At 69.2% G+C, this 18463-nt stretch carries 17 protein-coding genes; 6 read left to right on the top strand and 11 right to left on the bottom strand.

Annotation, left to right across the window (positions count from 1 at the left end; all coding sequences use genetic code 11):
• The first annotated feature begins 6 nt into the window (after positions 1 to 6).
• Together ASD84_RS13145 and ASD84_RS13150 are read left to right on the top strand one after the other, a co-directional pair.
• Complete coding sequence (locus ASD84_RS13145) at positions 7 to 789, top strand: lysophospholipid acyltransferase family protein (protein WP_056711264.1); 783 nt, start codon at positions 7 to 9, stop codon at positions 787 to 789.
• Positions 790 to 805: 16 nt separating this feature from the next.
• Positions 806 to 1027, top strand: a complete 222-nt coding sequence (locus ASD84_RS13150; RefSeq protein ID WP_056711266.1) for a hypothetical protein — start codon at positions 806 to 808, stop codon at positions 1025 to 1027.
• Between the two features lie 6 nt (positions 1028 to 1033).
• Here ASD84_RS13150 and ASD84_RS13155 read toward each other — a convergent pair whose 3' ends face one another.
• Positions 1034 to 2551 carry an acyl-CoA carboxylase subunit beta gene (locus ASD84_RS13155; protein ID WP_056711268.1) on the bottom strand — a complete coding sequence of 506 codons (1518 nt, stop codon included), beginning with the start codon at positions 2549 to 2551 and terminating at the stop codon, positions 1034 to 1036.
• A gap of 7 nt (positions 2552 to 2558) precedes the next feature.
• Entirely contained in the window at positions 2559 to 3566 is a 1008-nt protein-coding gene (locus ASD84_RS13160; protein WP_082573582.1) for a 5'-3' exonuclease H3TH domain-containing protein, read from the bottom strand.
• 97 nt (positions 3567 to 3663) lie between these two features.
• On the opposite strand from ASD84_RS13160, the gene ASD84_RS13165 reads away from it, so the two are divergent.
• Positions 3664 to 4077 carry a hypothetical protein gene (locus tag ASD84_RS13165; RefSeq protein ID WP_156391901.1) on the top strand — a complete coding sequence of 138 codons (414 nt, stop codon included), beginning with the start codon at positions 3664 to 3666 and terminating at the stop codon, positions 4075 to 4077.
• On the opposite strand, the gene ASD84_RS13170 is transcribed toward ASD84_RS13165, so the two are convergent.
• From ASD84_RS13170 to ASD84_RS13185, 4 genes are all read right to left on the bottom strand, one after another.
• Positions 4074 to 6173 carry a fibronectin type III domain-containing protein gene (locus tag ASD84_RS13170; protein ID WP_235531131.1) on the bottom strand — a complete coding sequence of 700 codons (2100 nt, stop codon included), beginning with the start codon at positions 6171 to 6173 and terminating at the stop codon, positions 4074 to 4076. The two genes, ASD84_RS13165 and ASD84_RS13170, sit on opposite strands and share 4 nt — an antisense overlap.
• 81 nt (positions 6174 to 6254) lie before the next feature.
• Positions 6255 to 7625, bottom strand: a complete 1371-nt coding sequence (locus ASD84_RS13175; protein WP_056711275.1) for an NAD(P)/FAD-dependent oxidoreductase — start codon at positions 7623 to 7625, stop codon at positions 6255 to 6257.
• Entirely contained in the window at positions 7622 to 8845 is a 1224-nt protein-coding gene (locus tag ASD84_RS13180; RefSeq protein WP_056711277.1) for a saccharopine dehydrogenase family protein, read from the bottom strand. Before ASD84_RS13180 ends, ASD84_RS13175 begins: the two co-directional genes overlap by 4 nt.
• 1 nt (position 8846) lies before the next feature.
• A complete protein-coding gene (locus ASD84_RS13185; protein WP_056711278.1) occupies positions 8847 to 10286 on the bottom strand; it encodes an aminobutyraldehyde dehydrogenase in 1440 nt (479 codons plus the stop codon).
• Between the two features lie 123 nt (positions 10287 to 10409).
• On the opposite strand from ASD84_RS13185, the gene ASD84_RS13190 reads away from it, so the two are divergent.
• Entirely contained in the window at positions 10410 to 11801 is a 1392-nt protein-coding gene (locus tag ASD84_RS13190) for an aspartate aminotransferase family protein (RefSeq protein ID WP_056711280.1), read from the top strand.
• A gap of 48 nt (positions 11802 to 11849) precedes the next feature.
• Here ASD84_RS13190 and ASD84_RS13195 read toward each other — a convergent pair whose 3' ends face one another.
• From ASD84_RS13195 to ASD84_RS13210, 4 genes are read right to left on the bottom strand one after another with little or no spacing between them, the layout of a single operon-like run.
• Entirely contained in the window at positions 11850 to 12668 is an 819-nt protein-coding gene (locus tag ASD84_RS13195) for an ABC transporter permease (RefSeq protein WP_056711282.1), read from the bottom strand.
• Between the two features lie 49 nt (positions 12669 to 12717).
• On the bottom strand, positions 12718 to 13566 hold the full coding sequence (locus ASD84_RS13200; protein WP_056711283.1) for an ABC transporter permease: 849 nt from the start codon (positions 13564 to 13566) through the stop codon (positions 12718 to 12720).
• Positions 13566 to 14699, bottom strand: a complete 1134-nt coding sequence (locus ASD84_RS13205; RefSeq protein WP_056711285.1) for an ABC transporter ATP-binding protein — start codon at positions 14697 to 14699, stop codon at positions 13566 to 13568. The genes ASD84_RS13200 and ASD84_RS13205 overlap by 1 nt, the downstream gene beginning before the upstream one ends.
• On the bottom strand, positions 14683 to 15849 hold the full coding sequence (locus ASD84_RS13210; protein WP_056711286.1) for a spermidine/putrescine ABC transporter substrate-binding protein: 1167 nt from the start codon (positions 15847 to 15849) through the stop codon (positions 14683 to 14685). Before ASD84_RS13210 ends, ASD84_RS13205 begins: the two co-directional genes overlap by 17 nt.
• Before the next feature lie 169 nt (positions 15850 to 16018).
• On the opposite strand from ASD84_RS13210, the gene ASD84_RS13215 reads away from it, so the two are divergent.
• Both ASD84_RS13215 and ASD84_RS13220 read left to right on the top strand, forming a co-directional pair.
• Complete coding sequence (locus tag ASD84_RS13215) at positions 16019 to 16459, top strand: Lrp/AsnC family transcriptional regulator (RefSeq protein WP_414858598.1); 441 nt, start codon at positions 16019 to 16021, stop codon at positions 16457 to 16459.
• Positions 16456 to 17268: an isocitrate lyase/PEP mutase family protein gene (locus tag ASD84_RS13220; RefSeq protein ID WP_056711288.1), complete on the top strand. Its 813-nt coding sequence runs from the start codon at positions 16456 to 16458 to the stop codon at positions 17266 to 17268. The genes ASD84_RS13215 and ASD84_RS13220 overlap by 4 nt, the downstream gene beginning before the upstream one ends.
• Positions 17269 to 17280: 12 nt before the next feature.
• Here the strand turns inward: ASD84_RS13220 and ASD84_RS13225 are convergent, their stop codons facing one another.
• Positions 17281 to 18444 carry an alpha-hydroxy-acid oxidizing protein gene (locus ASD84_RS13225; RefSeq protein WP_056712171.1) on the bottom strand — a complete coding sequence of 388 codons (1164 nt, stop codon included), beginning with the start codon at positions 18442 to 18444 and terminating at the stop codon, positions 17281 to 17283.
• Positions 18445 to 18463: the final 19 nt, after the last annotated feature.

Here is an 18463-nt window from a genome sequence, read left to right on the forward strand (position 1 = left end):
CCGTTCGTGAGCGGTCGTGCGGCGAGCCACTTCCCGGATCGGGTCGCCCGCGCCAAGATGGCACTCGTGCCGACGACGAACGAAGAAGCCCACCGGATCGCGCGCGAGAAGGGTGTGAGCGGACCGCTCTACCTGGTCGTGAAGTACACCGCGGCGCTGATCCTGCGGATCGTGTGCGGGTTCACCGCGACCGGCAAGGAGAACGTCCCCAAGAAGGGGCCGGTCGTGATCGTGCCCAACCACAAGAGCTTCTGGGACCCGTTCTTCGTGGCGATCGTGCTGCGCCGCCCGGTGCACTTCATGGGCAAGGCCGAGCACTTCGAGGGCCCGCTCGCCGGCATCTTCCTGCGCCTCGGCGCCTTCCCTGTCCGTCGTGGCTCGTCCGACGAGGAAGCCCTCGAGACCGCCCGCGCGATCCTCGCCCGTGGTGATGCGCTCGCCCTGTTCCCCGAGGGCACCCGGGTCCGTGAGGAGGGCCTCGGTGCGCCGAAGCGTGGTGCCGCCCGGCTCGCGATCGAGGCCGGAGCCCCGCTGATCCCGACCACCATCACCGGCACCGAGAAGCGGCGCTGGCCACTGCCGCGCAAGGTCCGGATGGTCTTCGGCACGCCCGTGTCGGTCGAGGGCCTCAAGGCGACGCCCGAGGACGCCGCTGCGGTGATCGGCGAGGCCTGGCCGCAGGTCGCCGACGAGTACACGCGTTGGCAGAACCGGCCGGGCACGATCGCGGCGGGTGCGGCCGCAATCGGTCTGGGCGCCTGGTTCCTGAAGAAGAAGCTCGACAAGTAGGACTGGAGGACGCGACATGAGCCATCGGGACATTGAGCGGGTTCTCGCCGGCGAACTGTCGTACGACACTCTCGCCGACCCGGAACAAGCAGTCGTGCGGACGGCATGGGACGGGCGGATCGATGCCGCCCGCAAGGCCCTGGATCTCGAGGCCGAGTTCAAGGCGGCAGGTGAAACGTGGTCCGAGTCTGACGCCGGCGGGTCCGTGGTGACCAGAGCTGCCGAGTCTGACCGCTGAGGTTGGTCAGCGGCGCGCGGTGGCCCGCTGCAGGGTCGCGACGATGAGCGCGCGGGTCTCCGCGGGGTCGATCACGTCGTCGATCTCGAACATCCGCGCGGCATTCAGCGCCTTCGCGTGCTCGCGGAGCTGGGCAGTGTGCTCGGCGACGGTGGCCTCCCGCTCGCCCTCCGGCAGCGCGGCCAGCTCGTGCGCCATCGCCAGGCGGACGGCGCCCTCCAGCCCCATCGCGCCGAGGTGCGCGCCGGGCCACGCGACAGTCAGCAGCGGTCGGTGGGTGCTGCCGCCCAGCATCGCCTGGGCGCCGAGACCGTAGCCGCGGCGCAGCACGACGCCGATGAGCGGAACCGTCAGTACCGCACCGGCCGTCACCATCCGCGACGCATGGCGCACCAGCCCGGTGCGTTCGGCTTCGGGTCCGACCATGAAGCCCGGGGTGTCGACCAGCGAGACCACCGGCAGCTCCCAGCGCTCGCACAGCTCCAGGAAGTCGGCGGCCTTCGCCGACGCATCCGCGGTCAGGGCACCGGCCAGGTGGGTCGACTGGTTGGCGACGAAGCCAGCCGGGATGCCACCGATGCGTCCGATCGCGGTCACCAGCTCGGGCGCCCAGCCCTCGCGCAGCCAGGTCAGCGTGTCCGCATCCGCGAGGGTCTCGACGACCGGGCGGACGTCGAACCCCTCGCGGTCGTTCTCGGGCAGCAGCGTGCGCAGGGTGTCCTGGTCCCCGGCATCCTCACCGGCCCCGTCGGTGAGGGGACCGCGGAGGCAGGAGAGCAGGCGTCGTACGACGTCGACGGCCTCGGCCTCGTCGTCGACGACCACGTCCAGGACACCGTTGGCGAACTGCTCGTCGACCGGCCCGATCTCCTCAGCGGCGAACTGGCCGAGGCCGCCGCCGGCGATCATCGCGGGGCCGGCCATGCCGAGGTTCGCGTCCGGGGTGGCGATCCGCAGGTCGGCACACCCGGCCAGCACGGCGTTGCCGGCGAAGCACCGGCCGGAGACGACCGCGATCCGCGGGACCACGCCCTGGAGCTCACCCCACAGCGCGAACGACCCGACGTCGAGCGCGGAGACGAGCGGCAGGTCGGTGTCGCCGGGACGACCGCCGCCGCCCTCGGTGAAGAAGACCGTCGGCAGGCCCATCCGGCCGATCAGCTCGATCAACCGGTCCGACTTGCGGTGCCCGCGCATGCCCTGGGTGCCGGCCATCACCAGGTAGTCGTACGACAGCACCGCGCACGGGTGGCCGTCGATGGTCGCGGTGCCGCCGATGATCCCGTCCGCCGGTGCCTCGACGACCAGCTCGGCGAGCGGCCGGCGGGTCTCCTGTGCGGCGGTCACGAAACGGCCGTACTCGACGAAGGATCCCTCGTCGACGAGGTCGGCGATGTTCTCCCGGGCGGTACGACGCCCGCGGCCGTGCCAGCGGTCGACCTTCTCGCTCCGGGCGGCGTCGGTGGTGAGGAAGCGCCGCGCGAGCACCTCCGTGAGTCCCTGCGCGGGTGCGTCCTCGGTCACCGGGCCATCATCGCCCAGCGGATGCGGGGATGCCGGTCAGCACGCGGAGCGCGAGCTCGGTGGTCGCCTCCATGTTGAGGTGGCCGACGACGCGGGCGACGCGATCGATGTCGAGGGGCAGCAGGCCGGGCGTGCCCGGGATGTCCGGGGTGAGGCCGAGGTCGAGGTCGGTGCGCCCGGACATGATCCGGACGTTGAACTCGAACCGCTCACGTGCGCCCTCGGCGGTGAGGCGCTTGAGCAGGCCGGCGCCGATCCGGCGGGCACCCGTCTCCTCGGCCCAGCTGTCGAACGCCGCGAGCAGGGCCGCGCCCTCGTTGTGCTCGATGTCGGCCCACACCGCCTGCATGGAGCCCATGTAGGAGAGCAGAGCGGACGCCGACTTCTCGCCGATTCCCGTGACACCGGGCAGGTTGTCACTGGCATCGCCCCGCAACGCGGCGTACTCGAGATAGTTCTCCGCCGCGACGCCGTACATGATCTTGAGGCGGCTGGGGGTGAGCAGCGGCGACCCGTTGATGCCGCCGTCGATGAGCCGCAGGATCGAGGTGTGGTCACTGATGTGGGCGAAGGCGTCACGGTCGGACGTGATGATGACGCAGTTCCAGTCGTTCGCCTCGGCCCAGGTGGCCGCGGACGCGTTGACGTCGTCGGCCTCGAGCCCCGGGGGAGTGAGCGTGGCCAGGCCGAGGGCGTCCAGCAGGGCGCCCGCCCGGTCGAGCTGCTCGACGAGCTGGTCGTCCTTCTCCGCGCGGCCGGCCTTGTAGTCGGGGTAGAAGTCGCGGCGCAGCGAGGCGGTGCGGTCGTCGAGCCCGAAGATCACGGCGTCGGGCGCGAACCCGTCGATGGACTCGATGATCTGGCGCAGCATCCCGTGCAGCGCCCACGCGGGACGGCCGGAACGGTCCGCGAGCCGGGTGTGGGCCCGCGCGTGGTGGTTGCGGTGCAGCAGCGACGGGGCGTCCACGGCGAGCAGCAGCCTGCGCTGGCGCGGTCGCGAGGGAGACGTCGTCATGGGGATCGCGATCATGCTAGATGACCCGGAGTCCAAGGGTCCGAACTAGTCCGTTCGCGCCATTCCCGGCCCGCGACGGCGGTGCCATGCTCGGTGGATGACCGAGGTGCAGCGCCCTCCCGAATCGCTCCCGATGAAGATCGTGGTGAACATCCTCGTCGCCGCGATCATGATCATCCCGCTGGTGCTGGTGGGATCCGGACTGTGGCTGCTCGGGCAGCGACAGTTTGGCGAGAAGGTCGAGGCCGAGGTGCTGAGCTGCGACCTCGACGTGGGTTACAAGAGGTCGTCGCAGTACTGCACTGCCCGCTGGACCCACGACGGCGTCGTGCACACCGGCCCGATCCAGGGCTCGGGTGACAACGAGGTCGGCGACACGGTCACCGCAACCCTCCGTGGCGACGAGCTCTACAGCCGGTCGCTGGGGTTGCCCCTGATCCTGCTGGGACTCGGGTTGCCGTTCTGCCTGGTCCCCTTGGCGTGGGTACGACGCAAGCTGCGCCGTAGCTAGGGACTCTCCACGGTGACGTCGACGGTTGTGGTCGTCACGCCGGTCGACGTCAGGGAGATCGCGGCGAGACCGGCTGCCACACCGTTGATGGTCACCGACTGAGGGACGTTGTAGTTCCCCGGTGTGAACGTCACGAAGCTGGGCGAGACCGTGGCGGTGTCGGTGTCGTCAGACCCGACGTTGACGGTGACGGTGCCGGTCGGCTTGAACGCGAGGGACACGCCGACGATCTGGCTGCCGCCTTCCGTGACGGTCACGGTGGAGTCGTCCACGACGATCGCCTGGGTGTCGTCGTCGTTCACGGTGACCGTGACCTGCTTCGTCTGGGTGCCGTACTGGAGCGTGATCGTGACGGACTCGTTGGTCAGGTTCAGGTCAGGGACCCCGTCGATCGTCACGTTCGCTGACGACGACCCCATGGGAATCGTCACTGTCGGATCGGTGGAAGCAGCCAAGGGGTTCGACGACGACACCGTGATCACGGTGTCGGCCTGGACGACCGGGTCGAGGGTCACCTGGAAGGTGTTGTCGCCGCCCTCGGTCACCTGGAGCGCCGTCGTCGACGTGTCGAGGACGTAGGACGGTTGGGTGGTCACCTCGGTGAACACCCAGGTGCCTGAGCCGTTGGCGCCGTTCGCGACGACCCGGTACTTGTAGGTGGTCCCGTAGTCCGCTGTGTCATCGACGAATGTCGTTTCGGTGGTCGGGCCGAGCACCGTCCAGATGAGGCCGTCGTCCGTGCTGCGGGAGACCGTGTACGACGTCGGCGGGGCCACCGCATCATTGGCCGGCAGGTCCCAGTCGAGCGTCACGCTCGCCGCCGTGCCATCGCTCGTGTCCGTGGCGCTGGCGTTCTGGACGCCGCCGGGGATCGGGCCGATGTCAGCTGACCAGGGGCCGCAGCCGAGGGCGTTGCAGGCCCGGATGTGCATCGTGTCGGTCTCGGCGAAGGGAGCTGGTGCGCTCGTGGCGTCGGGAAGGAGATTCGTCACGTCGTACGGGAGTGGAGTGCCCTCATTCCAGTGCTGGGCCTCGTAGCGAACGAGTTCTGGGCCGCCGTCGTTCAGTGGTGCGTCCCAGCTGAGTCGGTTCTGCCCGCTGATCTCGTCCCAGCCGAGGACGATGTTCTGCGGCACGGTGGGCGGGCCGGTCGGCGTCGCCGAGGCCGTGTCGGCCGGTCCGTACCCGAGGTTCGACGACGACGAACGTGCGCTGACGCGGAAGTCGTACGTCGTTCCGTTGTAGAGACCGGTGGCGGTGAAGAACGTGTTGCTCGTCGTGCCGACCTCGGTCCACGGTCCGTTGTTGCTGCTCTTCTCGATCTTGTAGAGCGAGGGAGCGGGAAGGCCTTGTTCGGCACCAGAGACTGGTTTGACCCAGGTCAGCGCGACCTGGCTGTTGCCACTGACTGCGTCGAGCCCGGTGACCGGGCTGGGCGCGAGGTAGGCGCGATAGGGGCCTGCGTTCGTCCCGACGCTGTACCCGGCGGCGTTGTGGGCGCGGACTCGGAAGTAGTACTCCTTGCCCGCGATGAGGCCAGTGAACAAGGGCGCCGGGTTGCCCGGCTTCCAGATCTTCGGCGTGGTCCAGGTCGCGCCGTCGGTGGAGATCTCAGTGAGGTAGGAGTCGATCACGGCGCCCCCGTTGTTGGCCGACCCGGTCCACGTGAAGCTGAAGCTCAGGAGGCGGGTGGTCGCAGCGGGGTCGCGCGGTGATGACGGCACGGTCCGCGGTGTCGCGCTGACGGTCGCGCTGGCCGTGCCGTACCCGCGCCGGTTGTGGGCGAGGACCCGGAAGTAGTACTTCCTGCCGTTGGTCAGCCCGGTGCTGGTCCAGGACCGCGCCGAGGCCGACGTGCGCTTCACGGTCACCCACGACGCCGTCGTACTGGTGCGTCGCTGGACGGCGTACTGGTCGATGCTGGCGCCGCCGTTCGACGACGGAGCAGCCCAGGTGACCTTGACCGCCAGGTTCAACGGTGTCGCCCGGACCGACCGTGGCGCCGACGGACGGGTCGCCGCCTCCGCTGCACTGGCGTCGACCGCAAGGGTCAGGAACAGAACTGCTGCCAACAAGCGCGCGAGAAGTCGCATCATCACCGAGGCCCCCTTCAGGTCGGACGGTAGTCCCGGTCCAGACCACGTGGAGGCGAAATGGGCGAACCCGTGGATGCTTCCTCAGGAGTCGAAGCCCAGGCCCCAGCGGTCGAGGGTGCGCAGCCACAGATTGCGTCGTCCGGTCACGTCGGCGCGGGCCGACGCCCATCGGGTGAGCTGGATCCCGACCCAGGCGAAGGGCTCGGGCGGGAAGGGCGTCGGCTTCTCGCGCACCATGGCCAGCCGGGTGCGCTCGGTGGGACGACCCTCGAGCAGGTCGAGCATCACGTCGGCGGCGAACCGGGAGGCGCCCACGCCCAGGCCGGTGAAGCCGGTGGCATAGGCCACGTGTCCCTTGCGGGTCAGGCCGAAGAAGGCGCAGAACCGCGAGCAGGTGTCGATCACGCCTCCCCAACGGTGGGAGAAGCCCAGTCCGTCGAGCTGGGGGAAGGTCGTGAAGAAGTGCTCGGCCAGCAACCGGTGGGTTTCCGGTCGTTGCTCGTGGCGAGCGTCGACACCCTTGCCGAAGTGGTAGACGGCGTCGTAGCCGCCCCACAGGATCCGGTTGTCCTCGGTGAGCCGGTAGTAGTGGAAGAGGTTGCCGCTGTCGGCCACACCGAACCGCTCGCTCCAGCCGAGCGACGCCAGCTGTTCCGGCGACAGCGCCTCGGTCGCGAGCACGTGGTCGTAGACCGGGACGACCCGCTGGCCGAGGCGGCGCAACAGCGAGGTGAAGACGTTGGTCGCGAGCGCGACCTGTCGGGCGCGGATCGTCCCGTGGGCGGTGCGGACCTCGACCAGGTCGCCCCGGCGGCGCATTCGGGTGACCGCGGTGTTCTCGGCGATCCGGACACCAAGGGACTCGGCCGCGTCGGCGAGGCCCCAGGCCAGTCGGGCCGGGTCGACCATCGCGCAGCCGTCCGCGTCGAGTCGCCCGGCGAGGTAGGTGGGGGAGTCGAGCAGCGTTCGTACGGCGTCCGCGTCGAGGAAGCCCCCCACGTCGGGCTCGAGCTGGGCGACCTCGTGCGGTCGGGTGGCCACCTCGAGCTGCCCGGACCGGCGGAAGTCACAGTCGATGCCGTGGCGTCGTACGGTCTCCTCGATCTGGTCGAGGTTCTCCTGACCGAGGCGGTCCAGGACGTCGTACTCGTCGGGCCAGCGATCCTTCCCGTTGGCTGGCCCGTGGGTCAGGCTGGCCTCGCAGAACCCGCCATTGCGGCCGGTCGCGTGCTCGGCGATCCGGTCCCGTTCGACGAGGAGGACCGACCGGTCGGGGTCGCGCTCCTTCGCGCGCAGCGCCGTCCAGAGCCCGGTGAATCCGCCGCCGATCACGAGGAGGTCGACGACCTCGTCACCCACGGACGGGCGTGCCTCCGGCCGGAGCGGGGTGTCGAGCCACAGTGGTCGCGGGGCCGCCGCGTCGGCCCGTGCGTGGGCGGGATGCGTGGTCATTGCTCCCGCTGGCCCCACGGCGATCCGTAGGCAGTGAGCAGGTCGAGGAAGGGCACGGCGTCGAACGCCTCCGGCCCCAGCACGCCGGCGCCCTGCCACACGCCGGTTGCCAGCAGCTCGAGGGCGATGACCGGGTTGATCGCGGTCTGCCAGACGACGCACTGGTGGCCGTACTCGGCCATCGTCTGCTCGTTGTCGACCACGTGGAAGAGGTACGTCGACCGAGGACCCGTCGGGTTGCCGTCGGCGTCCTTGCCGGTGCCCGTGACCCAGAGCCCCGCGCAGGTCTTGCCCGTCATCCGGGGTCCCACCGTGGCCGGGTCGGGGAGCACGGCAGCGACCACGTCGCGCGGGCTGACCTCGACCCCTTTCACCCGCACCTTCTCGGTGCGGTCCAGGCCGAGGGCATGCAGCACCTTGAGGATGGTGATGAGCTCCTCGCCGAGCCCGTACTTGAAGGTTGCTCGCCTGCAGTCGATCCAGCGCGGCATCAGGAGCACTTCCTCGTGCTCCACGTTGACGCACTCGACCGGCCCGATGCCCTCGGGGAAGTCGAAGACCTCCGGTTCGCTGAACGGCGCGGTGGTGTGCCAGCCGCCGTCCTGCCAGATGACCGGCGGGTTGAGGCACTCCTCGATGGTGGTCCACATCGAGAAGGACGGCGCGAAGATCTCGTTGCCGGCCTCGTCGGTCACCACGAGGTTCGCGCCGTCGCGGGTGCCGAGCTCGTCGATCTCGGCGAAGAGGTGGTCGGCGGCGTACCGCGCGAACACGTCGGACAGGCCGGGCTCGACGCCCATCCCGACGAGGGCGAGCCGGCCGGCGGCCTCCCAGTCCCCGGCCACGGCGAACTGCTCGTCGCCGAGCTTCACCCCCGTCTTCTCGTACGGCGACTCGGGGTGTGGCTTCGACAACGACATCGCCATGTCGAGGTAGTCGGCACCGGCGGCGAACGCGCCGTTGAAGATGCTCATGGCGAAGACCGGGTCGACGGCGTTCATCACGTGCGTGATCCGGTGGGTGCGGCACAACGCCGTCACCGATTCCGCCGAGGACGCGTCGACCTGCGCGGCGACGTACCGATCGTCGGTGGCGGCGGCCGTCGCGGCCCGAGCCGGGTCGTAGTCGGCGATGACGACGGTCTCGAAGAAGTCGCGACGGGCCGCGATCGCGGTGAACGCACCACCGACGCCGCCGGCCCCGACCAGCAGGATCCTCATGTCACTCACCGATGTACGACATGACGTGCTTGATGCGCGTGTAGTCCTCGAGCCCGTACATCGAGAGGTCCTTGCCGTAGCCGGAGTGCTTGAAGCCGCCGTGCGGCATCTCGGAGACGAAGGGGATGTGGGTGTTGATCCAGACCACGCCGAAGTCGAGCTTGCGCGACATCCGCAGCGCGCGGCCGTGGTCCCTGGTCCAGACACTGGAGGAGAGGCCGTACTGGACGCCGTTGGCGAAGCGGAGCGCCTCGCCCTCGTCGCTGAACCGCTGGATGGTGATGACCGGACCGAAGATCTCCTGCTGGATCGCCTCGTCGTCCTGGCGCAGGCCGGAGACGACGGTGGGCTCGTAGAAGTAGCCGCCCTCGCCGCCGAGGACGGTGGCGCGGGCACCGCCGGCGGCGATCGCGGCATGGTCGGGGAGCCGGTCGACCGTGCCGGCGACCCGGGCGAGCTGGTCGGGGTTGTTCAGTGCTCCGTAGAGGACGTCGGGGTCGTCGGGCATGCCGGTGCGGGTGTTCCTGGCCTGCTCGGCGAGGGCCGCCACGAACTCGTCGTGGACTCCGTCGGCGACCAGGACCCGGGTCGCGGCGGTGCAGTCCTGGCCGGCGTTGAAGTAGCCGGCGGTGGCGATCGACTCCGCGGCAGCGGCGAGGTCGGCGTCGTCGAAGATGACGACCGGGGCCTTGCCGCCGAGCTCGAGGTGCACCCGCTTGAGGTCCGTTGCCGCGGAGGCGGCGACCTCCGTCCCGGCCCGCACGGAGCCGGTGATCGCGACCAGCTGCGGGGTCGGGTGCTCGACCAGGGCGCGACCGGTGTCGCGGTTGCCGCAGACGACGTTGAGGGTGCCCGGCGGCAGGAACTCGCTCGCGAGCTCCGCGAGCAGGACCGTGCTGGCCGGGGTGGTGTCGCTGGGCTTGAGGACCACCGTGTTGCCGGCGGCGAGCGCCGGTGCGATCTTCCAGATGGCCATCATCAGCGGGTAGTTCCACGGGGTCACCTGGGCGACCACACCGATCGGTTCGCGGCGGATCCAGGAGGTGTGGTCCTTGAGGTACTCGCCCGCGCTGCGGCCCTCGAGCACCCGCGCCGCACCGGCGAAGAAGCGGAGCTCGTCGACGGCGGGCGGCAGCTCCTCCTCGGCAGTGAGGCCGATCGGCTTGCCGGTGTTCTCGCACTCGACCCGGACGAACTCGTCGGCCCGGTCCTCCAGTGCCTGCGCCATCCGCAGCAGCGCCTCCTGGCGCTCGCGTGGCGTCGTGTCGCCCCACGTCTCGAACGCGGCGTCGGCGGCGCGCATGGCGCGGTCGACGTCCTCGGCGTTGCTGGCCGGCGCGGTGGCGTACGCAGCCCCGGTGGACGGGTTGACGACGTCGTAGGTGGCGCCGGAGGCCGCGTCGACGAGCTCACCGTTGATCAGGTTCCGCAGGGGGGTCATGGCCGGGAGCCTAGCCAGCATCCCGGCAGTTCGGAAGCACTCGAACAACGAAATCCGTTGCCATCAGGTGAACTGGCGACGGATTCACTTGCTCGCAGCGGATGAACGGGTCAAGATGAGCGGGTGGCCCACGACTCCGAACAGCACGCAGCCCTCCAGAAGTCCGCGCGCGACCACCTCTGGATGCACTTCACCCGCATGTCGTCGTACGACACGGCCGAGGTGCCGGTGATCGTGCGGGGCGACGGCGCGTACATCTGGGACGCCCACGGGCGGAAGTACCTCGACGCGCTCGGCGGACTGTTCGTCAGCCAGCTCGGGCACGGGCGCACGGACCTGGCCGAGGTCGCCGCGAAGCAGGCCTCCGAGCTGGCGTTCTTCCCGCTGTGGTCCTACGCGCACCCCACCGCCATCGAGCTGGCGGCGAAGGTCGCGTCGTACGCCCCCGGTGACCTCAACCGGGTCTTCTTCACCTCCGGTGGCGGCGAGGCGGTCGAGTCGGCCTGGAAGCTCGCCAAGAACTACTTCAAGCTCGTCGGCAAGCCGATGAAGCACAAGGTGATCTCGCGGACCATCGCCTATCACGGCACCACCCACGGCGCGCTCTCGATCACCGGCCTGCCCGGACTCAAGCAGCAGTTCGAACCCCTGGTCCCGTCCACCTTCCGGGTGCCGAACACCAACTTCTACCGCGCGCCCGACCGGTTCCAGGCCGACGGTGGCGACCCCGAGGCGTTCGGGCGCTGGGCGGCGGACCAGATCGCCGTACAGATCGAGAACGAAGGTCCCGACTCGGTGGCCGCGGTCTTCCTCGAGCCGGTGCAGAACGCCGGCGGCTGCTTCCCACCACCCCCCGGCTACTTCCAGCGGGTCCGCGAGGTCTGCGACCAGTACGACGTCCTGCTGGTCTCCGACGAGGTGATCTGCGCGTTCGGGCGACTGGGCCACATGTTCGGCGCCGAGCGCTACGGCTACCAGCCCGACATCATCACCTGCGCGAAGGGCATCACCTCCGGCTACGCCCCGCTCGGCGCGATGATCGCCAGCGACCGCCTGTACGAGCCGTTCGCCCACGGCGCGGAGATGTTCGCCCACGGCTACACCTTCGGCGGCCACCCCGTCTCCACCGCGGTCGCGCTGAAGAACCTCGAGATCTTCGAGACCGAGGGCATCAACGAGGGCGTCCGTGCCCGTGAGGGTGACTTCCGGGCGACCCTGGAGAAGCTGCTCGACCTGCCCATCGTCGGCGACGTCCGCGGCGACGGCTTCTTCTACGGCATCGAGCTCGTCAAGGACAAGGCGACCAAGGAGACCTTCAACGACGAGGAGGCCGAGCGCCTGCTGCGCGGCTACCTCTCCAAGGCCTTGTACGACGCCGGCATCTACTGCCGCGCCGACGACCGCGGCGACCCGGTCATCCAGCTCTCGCCGCCGTTGATCTGCGGCCAGGAGCACTTCGACGAGATCGAGCAGAAGCTCCGCAGCGTGCTGACCGGAGCGCTCGAGCTCCTGTAGGGGACGGGGTGCCGGGAGTCCCGTGGGGAGATTCCCGGCATCACCCCACTACTCGACGAGCTTGCGCTTGCGGGTGGCGAGCATGTTGCCGAGCACCAGGAACATCGAGATCAGGAACATCGCGGTGCCGACCACGTTGACCTGCATCGGGATGCCGCGTTGGGAGACGCCCCAGACGAACATCGGGAAGGTGACGGTCTGGCCGGCATTGAGGTTCGTGATGATGAAGTCGTCGAAGGAGAGCGAGAAGCTCAGCAGGGCCGCGGCCGCGATGCCGGGGAAGACCAGCGGGAACGTGATCCGCCAGAACGTCGTCGACTCGTTGGCGTAGAGGTCCATCGCGGCCTGCTCGAGGTTCTCGTCCAGTCCGGCCAGGCGTGCCTTGACCGTCACGATGACGAAGGACAGGCAGAACATCACGTGGGCGATGAAGATGGTCCAGAACCCGAGGCGCCCGCCGAAGCCGGCGGACACGAAGAGCGCCAGCAGTGAGGAGCCCATCACGATCTCGGGGGAGGCCATGGGCAGGAAGATGATCGTGTTGATCGCCGAGCGGCCGGCAAAGCTGTGCCGCACGAGGGCGAAGGCCGCGAGCGTCCCGAGGAGGGTGGCGACGACGGTGGCGAGCAGCCCGATCTCGACGCTGCGCAGCACCGCGTCGCACATGCCGTCGGGCTTGCAGGGGTTGGCCCAGTTGTCGAGCGTGAAGCTCCGGAACGCGTAGACGTTCCGTGAGTCGCTGTTGTCGTTGAAGCTCATCAGCATCACGACGGCGATCGGCACGAACATGTAGACGAGGACGAGGATCCCCGCGGCCATCACGAGGTGGTCGCCGATCCACCGCCCGGCCCGTTGCAGCCCGGTCATCGGGGTCCCTGCGAAAGCGCGAGCGCAGCGAGTGGTTTTGTGGGGTGGTTCACAACAGCTCCTCCGTCCCGGCCTTGCGGATGTAGACCATCACCATCGCCACGATGATGACCATCAGGATCACCGAGAGTGCGCCGGCCGCCGCGTAGTCGCCGGTGCTGGTGAACAGGTCCTGGATGACGTTGCCGACCATCCGCTGGTTGGGGCTGCCGAGCAGCCGGGCGTTGATGTAGTCGCCGGCTGCGGGGATGAAGGTGAGCAGGGTTCCGGCGACCACTCCCGGCATCGACAGCGGCAGGGTCACCTTGAGGAACCCGCGTGTCGGGGAGGCGTAGAGGTCGCCGGCTGCCTCGATGAGCCGGCCGTCGATCTTCTCCAGGCTGGCGTAGAGGGGGAGCACCATGAAGGGCAGGAAGTTGTAGACCAGACCGGCGATGACGGCCACGGGCGTGGCCAGCAGCCGGCCGTCCTCGCCCATCAGGTGCACCGTCTGCAGCGCGTCCACGATGAACCCGTCGTCGGCCAGGATCAGCTTCCACGACAGCGTGCGGACCAGGAAGCTGGTGAAGAACGGCGCGATCACCAGCACCAGCAGCAGGGTGCGCCACCGTCCGGACTTGAAGGCGATGGCGTAGGCGAGCAGGTAGCCGAGCACCAGGCAGATCGCCGTCGCCACACCGGCGTACCAGAGGGAGCGCCAGAGCGGTTGCCAGAACTCCCCGAGCGCATCGGTGAAGTTCGCGAAGCGGTACGTGACGTCGTACCCCGTCAGGACCGAGCCCTCGGGGTCGTAGAGGCTGGTCGCGAGGAGCGACAGGAACGGGATGACGAAGAACAACCCGAGCCAGACGACGGCCGGCAGCATCAACCAGTAGCCGGTGAACCGCCCCCTCCGCATCAGGACTCCTCCACCGCGCCGGCGTTGACGTCCTGGCTCGCGGGCAGCAGGAAGGAGAACTCTGGGCGCCACGACACGTCGACCGCCGTGCCCCGGGGGATGATGCCGCGCGCCCCGGTGTTCTGCTCGAAGGACATCAGCTCCTGGCCCCACGGCATCCGGACGAGGTACTGGGTGCTGACCCCCACGAAGCTCACGTCGGTGACCACACCGCCCTGCATGTGGTTGCCGGGTGCGTCGATCGGTTCGCCCTCGGGAGCGATGAGGACCTTCTCCGGCCGGATGCCGACCCAGCCCGGGCCGCTCGTCACGTGGGCCCGGTCGGCGGGGATCGAGACCTGGGTGCCCTGCATGTCGACCTTCACCACGTCGCTGCCGGCGTTGCTCACCGTGCCGGCGATCAGGTTGGACTGGCCGAGGAAGTTGGCGACGAAGGTGGTGCGCGGGTTCTCGTAGAGCTCGGCAGGCGACCCCATCTGCTCGATCTCGCCGCTGTTCATGACCGCGATCGTGTCGGCCATCGTCATCGCTTCTTCCTGGTCGTGCGTGACGTGCACGAAGGTGAGGCCGACCTCGGTCTGGATCCGCTTGATCTCGATCTGCATCCCGCGGCGCAGCTTGAGGTCCAGCGCGCCGAGGGGTTCGTCGAGGAGCAGCACCTCGGGCCGGTTGATCAACGCCCGGGCCAGGGCCACCCGCTGCTGTTGGCCACCCGAGAGCATCGGCGGCTTCTTGCGGGCCTGACCTTCGAGCTCGACGAGCTCCAGCATGGCCCTGACCTGCTCGTCGACGTCCTTGGCCTTGCGTCGCCGCAGGCCGAAGGCGACGTTCTCGTGGATGTCGAGGTGCGGGAACAGGGCGTAGTTCTGGAAGACGGTGTTGACCGGGCGGCGGTACGGCTTCGCGTAGGTGATCTCGTCGTCGCCGAGGTGGATCGTGCCCGAGGTCGGTACGTCGAGGCCGGCCACCATGCGCAGGGTGGTGGTCTTCCCGCACCCCGACGGGCCGAGCAGGGCGAAGAACTTCCCTGCGGGGATCTCCAGGTCGAGGGCCTTCACCGCCGTGAAGGTGCTGAACTCCTTGGTGAGCGCGGTGAGCCGGAGGCTCCGCGAGCTGTCAGCCGCCAATGACATCGGCGAATTCTCCTTCGTAGGCGCGGATCTGGAACTCCTCGAGGGCCATGAACGAGTGCGTGGTGGCCAGCGACTCGGCGGTCGGGAAGATCAGCGGGTTGTCGACGAGGCTCGGGTCGACCTTCTCCATCGCCTCCTGGGCGCCCTTGACCGGGCAGATGTACCAGACGTACGCCGCGAGCTTCGCCGCAACTTCGGGCTCGTAGTAGTAGTTGATCCACTTCTCGGCGTTGCCCTTGTGGGTGGCGAGGTTCGGCACCAGCATGTTGTCGGCCCAGATCATCTGGCCCTCTTCGGGCGTGACGAACACGAGGTTCTCGTCCTCGGCCGCGGCGACGTCACCGGACCAGGCCTCGCAGGCCACGACGTTGCCGGCAGCGAGGTCCTGGATGTACTCGTTGCCGGTGAAGGCCCGGATCTGTCCGTCCCCGCGGGCCTTGCGCAGCCGCTCGAGGGCGGTGTCCCAGTCGCGGTCGGTGAACTTCGCGGGGTCGGCGCCTTCCGCGAGCATGATCAGGCCCATGGTGTCGCGCATCTCGGTGAGCAGGGAGACCCGGCCCTTGAGGTCGGGGCGGCTGAGCAGCTCGGAGAAGGAGCGGACCTCCTTGACCTTCGACTTGTTGTAGGCGATGCCGGTGAGTCCGCTCTGCCAGGGCGCGGAGTAGGTGCGGTCGGGGTCCCAGCCGACGCCGGCGAGGGAGTCGATCAGGTTCGCGTGCAGGTTGGGGACCTTCGCCTTGTCCAGCGGCTGGATCCACCCGACCTGGATCATCCGCGCGGCCATCCAGTCGGTGAGCATGAACAGGTCGCGCTTCGAGGACTGGCACGAGCCGAGCTGGTTGACGACCTTGGCGAAGAACTCGAGGTTGTCGTTGACGTCGGCGGTGTAGCTGACCTCGATGCCCATCGCCTTCTGGAAGTCGGTGAGGGTCGAGGTGTACTCGCCGTCGTCCTCGTCGAGGTAGCCGGGCCAGTTGGACACGATGAGGCGCTTGTCGGACTCCGACAGGTCGCGGGTCGTGCACTGCGAGGGATCCTGCTTGCGGTCCGGCGTCCCGAACAGGGGGAGGGCCGCGAGCCCGCCCGCGCCGAGCAGCAGCCCGGAACCGCCGCGCAGCATCGTCCTGCGACTCAGCTGGGGTGAGACCAACGCCTGCCACCTCCGATCAAGTTCTGCGCATCGTGGCACGACAAGGAACCAGTGACAAGGGATTCCGTGGTCAGTTGACACGAACGCAACGAAATCCGCACCTGCATGTTGCGTGGGGTGCCTGAACCCTGTGAGGATCGTGCTCGTGAACAAATCCCGCTCGGTCGTGCTGGACGACGTCTCGAAGGCGATCATCGCCGAGCTCCAGGAGGACGGCCGCCGTTCGTACGCCTCCATCGGCAAGGCCGTCGGGCTCTCCGAGGCGGCCGTGCGCCAACGCGTGCAGCGCCTCGTCGACGGCGGCGTGGTCCAGGTCGTGGCGGTCACCGATCCCACCGAGATGGGGTTCGCCCGCCAGGCGATGATCGGCATCAAGGCGACCGGCCAGCTCGAACCGATCGCCGACGCGCTCGCCGCGATTGACGAGATCGACTACGTCGTGATCACGGCCGGGTCCTACGACCTGCTCGTCGAGGTCGTCTGCGAGAGCGACGACCACCTGCTCGAGATCGTGTCCCGGCGGATCCGCACCATCAAGGGTGTCGTGTCCACCGAGACCCACGTCTACCTGAAGCTGCGCAAGCAGACCTATGCGTGGGGTGTGCGATGAGCGCGTACGACGAACGGGTCCTCGCCTTCCGCGACCTGCACGCCTCCGGCTGCTTCGTGATGCCGAACCCGTGGGACATCGGCAGCGCCCGGGTGCTCGAGCAGCTGGGATTCCCGGCGCTGGCCACGACCAGTGCGGGAGCCGCCTGGACCCTGGGCCTCGCTGACAACGAGCTCTCCCTCGAGCAGGCGCTCGACCACCTCCGCGCGATCGCCGGCGCGGTCACGATCCCCGTGAACGCGGACTTCCAGGGCGGTTTCGCGGTCGAGCCGGAAGGCGTTGCGGCGAACGTGAAGCTGGCGGCCGCGACCGGGATCGCCGGGCTCTCGATCGAGGACTCCTCGATGGACGCCGACGAGCCCCTGTTCGACTTCGACCTCTCCGTGGAGCGGATCCGCGCGGCGCGTCAGGCGATCGACGAGTCCGGGACCGGCGTCGTGCTCACGGGTCGGTCGGAGGGTTTCGTCGCCGGGCGCCCCGACATCGAGGAGACGATCCGCAGGCTTCGTGCGTACGCCGACGCGGGCGCCGACTGCCTCTACGCCCCGCGGATCGAACGGATCGAGGACATCAAGGCCGTCGTGGCGGCGGTGGCTCCGAAGCCGGTCAACCTGCTGATCAACGCCCCGTTCATCACGGTCGCCGAGGCGGCGGACCTGGGCATCCGCCGGATCAGTGTCGGCGGCACGCTCGCGAAGACGGCGTGGAGCGGATTCCTCGACGCCGCCCGTGAGCTCGCTGACGCGGGCACGGTCTCGACGTTCCAGGCCCTGCCGAACGTCGACGCGCTGCTCAGCCCCGACGCCTGAGAGGCCTGACGCTCAGGGCACGCGCACGAGTACGTCGGGCGTGAGCTCCGCGATCGAGCGGTAGCCGTTGAGCCCCATCGTCAGGTCGGCCTCGGCGAGCAGGCAGCGGAGCACGTGCTCTGCGCCGGCGGCACCGCCCACCGTGACGCCCCAGCCGTAGGGACGGCCGACGGCGACTGCGGTCGCGCCGAGCGCGAGCGCCTTCACCACGTCGACCCCGGTGCGCACACCGGAGTCGAAGATCACTGGCATCCCCTCGGCCGCAGTGACCACGCCGGGGAGGAAGCCGAGCGCCGGCGCGCTGGCGGCCTGGCGACCACCGTGGTTGGAGCAGTAGATGCCGTCGACACCGCCATCCCGCGCGCGTCGTACGTCGTCGGGGTGGCAGATGCCCTTCAGCAGCAGCGGCAGGTCAGTGAGACCCCGCAGCCAGGCCAGGTCGTCCCACGACATCGCCGGGTTGCCGAAGGTGAGCGCCCACGCGAACGTGGCAGCCGCCGGGTCCTCCTCGGGCGTCTTCTCCAACCAGCTGCGGAACACCGGGTCGGAGAAGTAGTTGGCGAGGCAGAGTCCCTGCAGTTGCGGCATCGCGGCGTGCTGCAGGTCGCGGGGCCGCCAGCCCAGGGTCCAGGTGTCGAGGGTGACGACGATGCCCGCGTAGCCGGCCGCCTCGGCCCGTCGTACGAAGCTCTCCGCGAGCTCGCGGTCGTTGGGCGTGTAGAGCTGGTAGAAACCGGGGGTCTCGCCGAGTGCTGCGGCGACGTCCTCCATCGGGTCCTGGGTCAGGGTCGAGGCCACCATCGGTACGCCGGTCGCGGCCGCTGCCTTCGCGACCTCGACGTCGCCGTGCTGGCTGTCGTGCATGATGCCGACGACGCCGATCGGCGCCATCAGCAGCGGCGTGGGGTAGGTCCGGCCGAACAGCTCGACCGACAGGTCGCGCTCGACGGCGCCCGACAGCATCCGGGGTACGACGCCCCAGCGCTCGAAGGCCGTGACGTTGCCCCGCTGCGTGACCTCGTCGCCCGCGCCGCCGACGACGTAGTCGAAGAGAACGGGGTCGAGGAGCTCCTTCGCCTGTGCCTCGAGCTCCGCGAAGGTCACGGGATACGGCGGCTTCTGGCCACTCAGCCCGGTGAGGTAGATGCCCATGTTGAAGTCGGCGAAGTTCGGCATGGCGCGAGCATGCCAGAGG

The sequence above is a fragment of the Nocardioides sp. Root682 genome, assembly GCF_001427795.1.
Taxonomy (GTDB): Bacteria; Actinomycetota; Actinomycetes; order Propionibacteriales; family Nocardioidaceae; genus Nocardioides.

Coding starts and splice junctions, on each gene's coding strand:
- ASD84_RS13160 (WP_082573582.1), bottom strand. CDS start 3,566: ATGACGACGTCTCCCTCGCGACCGCGCCAGCGCAGGCTGCTGCTCGCC.
- ASD84_RS13185 (WP_056711278.1), bottom strand. CDS start 10,286: ATGACCCCCCTGCGGAACCTGATCAACGGTGAGCTCGTCGACGCGGCC.
- ASD84_RS13180 (WP_056711277.1), bottom strand. CDS start 8,845: ATGAGGATCCTGCTGGTCGGGGCCGGCGGCGTCGGTGGTGCGTTCACC.
- ASD84_RS13165 (WP_156391901.1), top strand. CDS start 3,664: ATGACCGAGGTGCAGCGCCCTCCCGAATCGCTCCCGATGAAGATCGTG.
- ASD84_RS13205 (WP_056711285.1), bottom strand. CDS start 14,699: ATGTCATTGGCGGCTGACAGCTCGCGGAGCCTCCGGCTCACCGCGCTC.
- ASD84_RS13220 (WP_056711288.1), top strand. CDS start 16,456: ATGAGCGCGTACGACGAACGGGTCCTCGCCTTCCGCGACCTGCACGCC.
- ASD84_RS13225 (WP_056712171.1), bottom strand. CDS start 18,444: ATGCCGAACTTCGCCGACTTCAACATGGGCATCTACCTCACCGGGCTG.
- ASD84_RS13170 (WP_235531131.1), bottom strand. CDS start 6,173: ATGATGCGACTTCTCGCGCGCTTGTTGGCAGCAGTTCTGTTCCTGACC.
- ASD84_RS13195 (WP_056711282.1), bottom strand. CDS start 12,668: ATGACCGGGCTGCAACGGGCCGGGCGGTGGATCGGCGACCACCTCGTG.
- ASD84_RS13175 (WP_056711275.1), bottom strand. CDS start 7,625: ATGACCACGCATCCCGCCCACGCACGGGCCGACGCGGCGGCCCCGCGA.
- ASD84_RS13200 (WP_056711283.1), bottom strand. CDS start 13,566: ATGCGGAGGGGGCGGTTCACCGGCTACTGGTTGATGCTGCCGGCCGTC.
- ASD84_RS13150 (WP_056711266.1), top strand. CDS start 806: ATGAGCCATCGGGACATTGAGCGGGTTCTCGCCGGCGAACTGTCGTAC.